This window comes from Phenylobacterium sp. (genome assembly GCF_016793225.1).
GTDB lineage: Bacteria > Pseudomonadota > Alphaproteobacteria > Caulobacterales > Caulobacteraceae > Phenylobacterium.
In genome coordinates this window covers 1-5,353 of sequence record NZ_JAEUMN010000065.1, presented here as the reverse complement: position 1 = coordinate 5,353, position 5,353 = coordinate 1, and the positions used below count along the sequence as shown (strand labels likewise).

At 72.2% G+C, this 5,353-nt stretch carries 5 protein-coding genes; all 5 read right to left on the bottom strand.

Annotated features, from left to right (window positions below):
- Positions 1-594: TrbG/VirB9 family P-type conjugative transfer protein (locus JNK30_RS07290; protein WP_293481398.1), on the bottom strand; the 594-nt coding region annotated here is incomplete at its 3' end.
- Positions 573-1,256 (bottom strand): conjugal transfer protein TrbF, encoded by a 684-nt coding sequence (gene trbF, locus JNK30_RS07285; protein WP_293481397.1) that lies wholly within the window; start codon positions 1,254-1,256, stop codon positions 573-575. The genes JNK30_RS07290 and trbF, both read right to left, overlap by 22 nt.
- 5 nt (positions 1,257-1,261) lie before the next feature.
- Complete coding sequence (trbL, locus tag JNK30_RS07280; protein ID WP_293481396.1) at positions 1,262-2,593, bottom strand: P-type conjugative transfer protein TrbL; 1,332 nt, start codon at positions 2,591-2,593, stop codon at positions 1,262-1,264.
- A gap of 24 nt (positions 2,594-2,617) precedes the next feature.
- Positions 2,618-3,334: a conjugal transfer protein TrbJ gene (locus tag JNK30_RS07275; RefSeq protein ID WP_293481395.1), complete on the bottom strand. Its 717-nt coding sequence runs from the start codon at positions 3,332-3,334 to the stop codon at positions 2,618-2,620.
- A 4-nt stretch (positions 3,335-3,338) separates the two neighbouring features.
- Positions 3,339-5,353: conjugal transfer protein TrbE (locus tag JNK30_RS07270; RefSeq protein WP_293481394.1), on the bottom strand; the 2,015-nt coding region annotated here is incomplete at its 5' end.

Sequence of the window (5,353 nt, the reverse complement as noted above, 5' to 3'; positions counted from 1 at the left end):
GAGGACGAGGTTCGTCTCGAGGCCCCGCTGCAGCGGCTTGATCATGACGTGGGCCCGCTGTCCGGGGCCTTCCCCCGACTGCGTCTCCCCGATCTGCCACCGGACCGTGTCCCCGGCGGCCTTCGAGATGATCGTCTCGCCTGGCGAAAGCGTGAGCGTCGTGACGCGCAGGGGCGCGGTCCACACCTCGTACACGCGGCCGGGGTCATAGACGAAGACCTGGACGCCCCCGAGGAAGGCCCGCGATCGCGAGGTCGCCAGCGCCGAGGCATTGGCGGCGGCGATGGCGGCGCGACCGGAACGGCCCGGTTCGGACTGCGGGATGGTCCGTACCGCCGTCGCGGGGCGCGCCGGGCGCCGCCGCTGCGGGTTCGGGATCGGGTCCATGGTCGCGAACGCGCGGGCCTCGACTTGCAGCGACGTCAGCGGGGCTGTCGGGCTCGTGAGCGCGGTCGGCTCGGAACGCGCCTCGGCCGTCTTCGCGGGCTCGATGGGCCCCGGCGCTGCGGGCCGCAGGGCAAGGTGCGGCAAGGTGCTGCAGGCGGCCAGGGACAGGCCGGCGGCGGCCAGGATCAGGAGGCGTCGGGCGTCCATGACACGTCCTCTATGCGGATGCCGAGGGGGTTCTTGAGCAGCTCTGCTTCGGTCTTGGGAGGCTGCAGCTTGAAGGTGATCAACGCGCGCCAGCGGGTCTGGCCGGCCTGCTGTCCATTGACGAAGCGGGTCTCTCGCCATTGTAGGTCATACGTGCGGCCGCTGCGGCGCACGACGTTGAGGATCTCGACGTTGACCGCCTCGCGGCCGACCTCGGCGAACGGGTCGTGGGCCTGGGCCCAGGCGTTCAGGAAGCCCGCCGCCTTCGGCGTCACCAGGTCGTAGGCGGCGAGCCAGTTCTGGCGGATCACCACCGGGTCGACGGATTTGGCGCGCACATCGCGGACCCAGCCGGCGAGCGCATGGCCGATCTGGGCCTGCGTCGGCTCGTAGTGTCCGTCGAGCGCGGTGATCCGCTGGGTCTGGCCCCATTGGCTCACCTCGACCACGAACGGTTTCACCACCGCCTGCTGCGCCTGCATCCACCAGCCGGCGCCGAGGGCGGCGGCGATGACGAGGTTCGCGAAGGCCATGCGCCGCCAGTTGCGGGCATGCGCCAGGCTGAGGCCCATGCGATCGTCCCAGACCTGGCCCGCGCGCTGGTAGGGCGTGGCTTCAGGGGTCGCCGACAGGGCGCGTTTCGGACGGAAGAAGGGATGCATGGGGTCTAAGGCTCCTCGTCCTTCAGTTGCGGGGCGAGCGCGCCGGACGACTCGTTGCCAGGCAGCAGGGCGCGGCCCGCGTTGGCGACGAAGAAGGCCTGCAGCGCCGCGGCCCGCCCAGATCGCGCCGGACGCACGGCAGGACGGCGCTCGGCTTCCAGCGCCCGATGAAAGTCGCGGCGGGCGGCTTCGCCCTCACCGGCGGTGGCTGCCGATGGGGCCGGCGGCACGCCCTCGTCCCGCGGGGCATCGGACGGGGGCGAGGAACCGGAGCCCTGCGGCGTCCGCCGCGCGGCGCTTTCCCCCATACCCGGAGGCGTGCGGCCACCGCCGAGGCCCGGACCTGGGCCGCGCGGTGGGTTGTCGTTGGAGGGCCGGGGCGGTCCGGACCCTGGGGCGTTGGGCGCCCGGCCCTGGCTCGCGCCGGCAGCCGCGCGGCTGGGACCCGCGAAGCGCGCCGCCGCGGCGCCGAGCCCGGTGACTCCCGCAACGGCCGCTGCGGCGGCGCCGCCGACCGCCAGGGCGCCGGCCGCGGCCGAACCGGCGGCGAGGGCGGGTCCGCCGGTGACGAGCGCCGAGGCGAGGTTCGGGATGAACAGCGCCAGCATCGCCAGCAGCAGCGAGGCCGCCAGGATCGCCAGCGCCTCGTAGAGGTCCGGGTTGGCGGAGGGCTGCAGCTGATCGAACACCGACCGCGCGCCCGACACCACGATGGCCAGCGCCAGGACCTTCAGGCCCGAGGAGACCACGAAGCCCAGCGGCCGTTCGGCGAGGAAGGACGACTTCGACCAGATCCCGAAGGGCAGCAGCACGAAGCCGCCGAGCGTCACGATCTTGAACTCGAGCAGGGTGACGATGATCTGCAGCGCCAGCACCGCGAACGCGAGCATGATGCCGATCATTGCGAGGCCTAGGATCAGGGCGTCGGTGAGGTTGCCCGCGACGTCGAGAGGGTTGTTGATCGGCGCCGGCGTCTCGCCCAGCGCCTTCACGATCTCCCAGCCCTGCTGGAGAATGGCGCCAGGGTTCAGGAAATCGGCGCGGGAGAGGCTGCCGCCGCCGGCGGTGAGGCCGAGGTCCACGAAGCCTGATTGGACGACCAGGCTGAGCCGCTCCCAATCGTTGATCATGTAGGCGAACGCCCCGATCAGCAGCACCTTGCCGAAGCCCGCGGCGAGGACCTCACGGTTGGACGAAAGCGCCCACTGAATGCCGGTGAGAGCCACCACGAGGGCGATCATCAGGCCGAAGACGCCGTTGACCGGACCCTGAAGCGCCGCGAAGCCCGACGAGATCGTGTTCGAGAACACGACCATCAGGTCGTTCGGGGTTTGCATGCTGGCATCGGCCATAGCGAGCGCTCACCGGCGGGCGGGGGAGTACGGATCGAAGTCCGGGTTCGCCGGGGCCGCGCCCTGGCGGCCCCAGAACTGCCGGCGCGCCTCGGCCCCGGCGGCGCGTTCGGCGGCGCGGCGCGCGCTCTCGGCGGCCAGCAGCCGTGACTGCGCCATCAGCAGCGTGCGCATCGAACCCAGGTCTTCGGCCAGGACCGCCAGCACCTGGGTGGAGGACTGGATCGCGGCGGTCTGGCCGTCGGCGCCCTGGCTGGCCGTAATCGCGCCAGCGAGACGCCCGTTGCGGCCGCGGCTCAGCCGCTCGAGCTCGGCCGCCGTGCGCGCCAGGTCCTGGGCGGTCTCGCGGGCTTGAGTGTTGCGCGCCGTGGCCTGTTCGAGGGCGCGGCGCGGATCGAGGCCATCGACGGCCGTGGGATAGATCTTCTCGAAATCGCGTTGCAGGCCCTGCACGTCGCCGGCCACGCCCCGCACCGAGCGGGCCAGGTCGCCGATGTCGCGCAGCGTGTCGGACGTCTCGGTGAGGTGGCTGTACGGCGACCTCGCCAGTTGGCGGGCCTCGTTGGCCAGGCTGCGCGCCTCGTTGGCGAGGCTCTCCAGCTGGCGGGCCGCCTGCAGCGCGTTCTCCAGATGGTTCTTGGGATCGAAGACCACCTGCTGGGCCTGGGCGGGCTTCGGCTCGGAGCAGGCGGCCAGTCCGAGGATGAGCGGGGCGATGGCCGCCACCCAGCTATTCCGCCGCGAGCGGCGGCTCGGCGAGCGCATCGAAGAGCGAATCCACATGGTTGAATCCCTTGGCTGCGAGGAAGGCGCGCACGAACCCCTCCGGTCCGACGCGGGCGAGAACTTGGTCGATGAGCGCCTGGTCGTTGGGCGAGGAGGCGCCGCAGAGGGCGAGCCCGACGCCGGAGAGCTTCAGGTCGAAGAGCCGCCGCCCCTGAGGCTGTCGCCAGTAGTAGGCGCGCTTGGGCGTCGCGAACGCGATGAGCTCGAGCTGGCGGCGGTTCAAACCGAAGCCCTGGTAGAGCGGCGCGGAGGCGGGCTCGAGCGCCCGCGGGTTCGGCAGGAACACCTGGGTCGGACAGGACTCGATCAGGCTGGCGGCGATCGAGGAGGCCGCGACGTCCTCCAGGGACTGCGTGGCGAACACCACCGCCACGCGCTTCTTGCGCAGCGTCTTCAGCCACTCGCGGATCTTCGCGGCGAAGGCGGTGTCGTCCAGGAACAGCCAGGCCTCATCGAGCACGAGCAGCGTGGGGCGGCCGTCGAAGCCGCGTTCGAGTTCGTGGAAGAGGGCGGCGAGCACTGGCGCCAGCGCCGAGCGCGTCGCCATCAGGGTCTCGAGCTCGAAGGTGTCGAAGCAGGTTTCGCGCAACGCGGTCCCGGCGCCGTCTAGCAGGCTGCCGTGCGGACCCTTCAAGGTCAGCGGTTCCAGCGCCGCGGCGACGGCCCGATCCTGCACGAGCGCGCAGAACACGGTCATCGAGCGCTGTTCAAGAGGGGCGTCGGCCAAGGCGCCCAGAGCGGTCCAGACCTCCTCGCGCAGCCGCGGCGTAATCTCCACGCCGGCCTTGGCCGTCGCGTCCTCGATCCACTCTGCCGCCCAGGCGCGCTCCACCGGCTGATCCACGCGGGCGAGCGGCTGCAACGCGATCTCCGCACCCGGTTCCAGCGCCCGCCAGGCGCCGCCGCAGGCCAGAGTGGCGGCCCGCGCGCTGCGGCCCTTGTCGAGGAAGACGACGCGGGCGTCGGGATATCGGAACCACTGCAGCGCCAGGAAGGACAGCAGGGCGCTCTTGCCGGCTCCCGTGGGGCCGACGACCATGGCGTGGCCGACGTCGCCGACGTGCAGGACCAGCCGGAACGGCGTCGAACCCGTGGTCCGCGCCACCGCCAGCGGCGGGCCGCCCAGGCAGGCGTCGCGCACGAGTCCGGCCCAGACGGCCGACACCGGCAGGAGGTCGGCCAGGTTCAGGGTGCTGACGAGGGGGCGGCGGACGTCGGCATAGGGCTCGCCCGGGAGCGAGCCCAGCCAGGCGTCCACCGCATTGAGGTCCTCGGTCCGAGCCACAAGGCCCTGGGCGTTCAGCGCCATCTCCACCGCACGCGCCTTCGCCGCGGCGCGCTCGGGATCGCCGTCGAGGATGGTGACCGTGAGCGTGAGGTAGCCGAAGGCGCAGGCCTCGGCGCCGAGCGCCGCCAGAGCTCCGTCGCATTCCTCGGTCTTGCCGGCCGCGTCGGTGTCGAGGAGCGGGACCTCTTCCTTGGTGATCGCTTCGCGCAGCAGGACGCCGACGCCCTTGCGCTTGGCGAACCAGCGCTTGCGCAGCCGCGTGATCTCCCGCTCGCCGTCGGCCTTGTCCAAGCCGATCCAGCGGGCGGTCCAACGGTACTCGAACGGCAGAGAAGAGAGCGCATCCAGCAGGCCCGGCCGCGTGGCGGCCGGCAAGGTGCGCACGGAGACCACCTTCAGCCACTGCGCGCCCAGCCGCGGGCTGACGCCCCCGGTCAACGGCTCGTCGGCCAGCACCGCGTCGAGGAACGCGGGGGTATCCAGCGGCGTGAGCGGATGGCTTCGGGTGGATGCGCAGGCGTGCAGCCAGGTGAGCAAGGCGCCGTCGCCCAGGCGCTCGGCCTGCGGCAGGGCGTCGGCGATCAGGTCCAGGATCGCGTCGGCTTCGCGCTGGAACGCTTCCAGGGCCGCGCGCCAGTCGCGGTCGCCCCGGGCCAGGCCGTCGAACATCA

Excerpts from the sequence above, each read along its gene's own strand:
- trbF (WP_293481397.1), bottom strand. The coding sequence starts at position 1,256 with ATGCATCCCTTCTTCCGTCCGAAACGCGCCCTGTCGGCGACCCCTGAA.
- trbL (WP_293481396.1), bottom strand. The coding sequence starts at position 2,593 with ATGCAAACCCCGAACGACCTGATGGTCGTGTTCTCGAACACGATCTCG.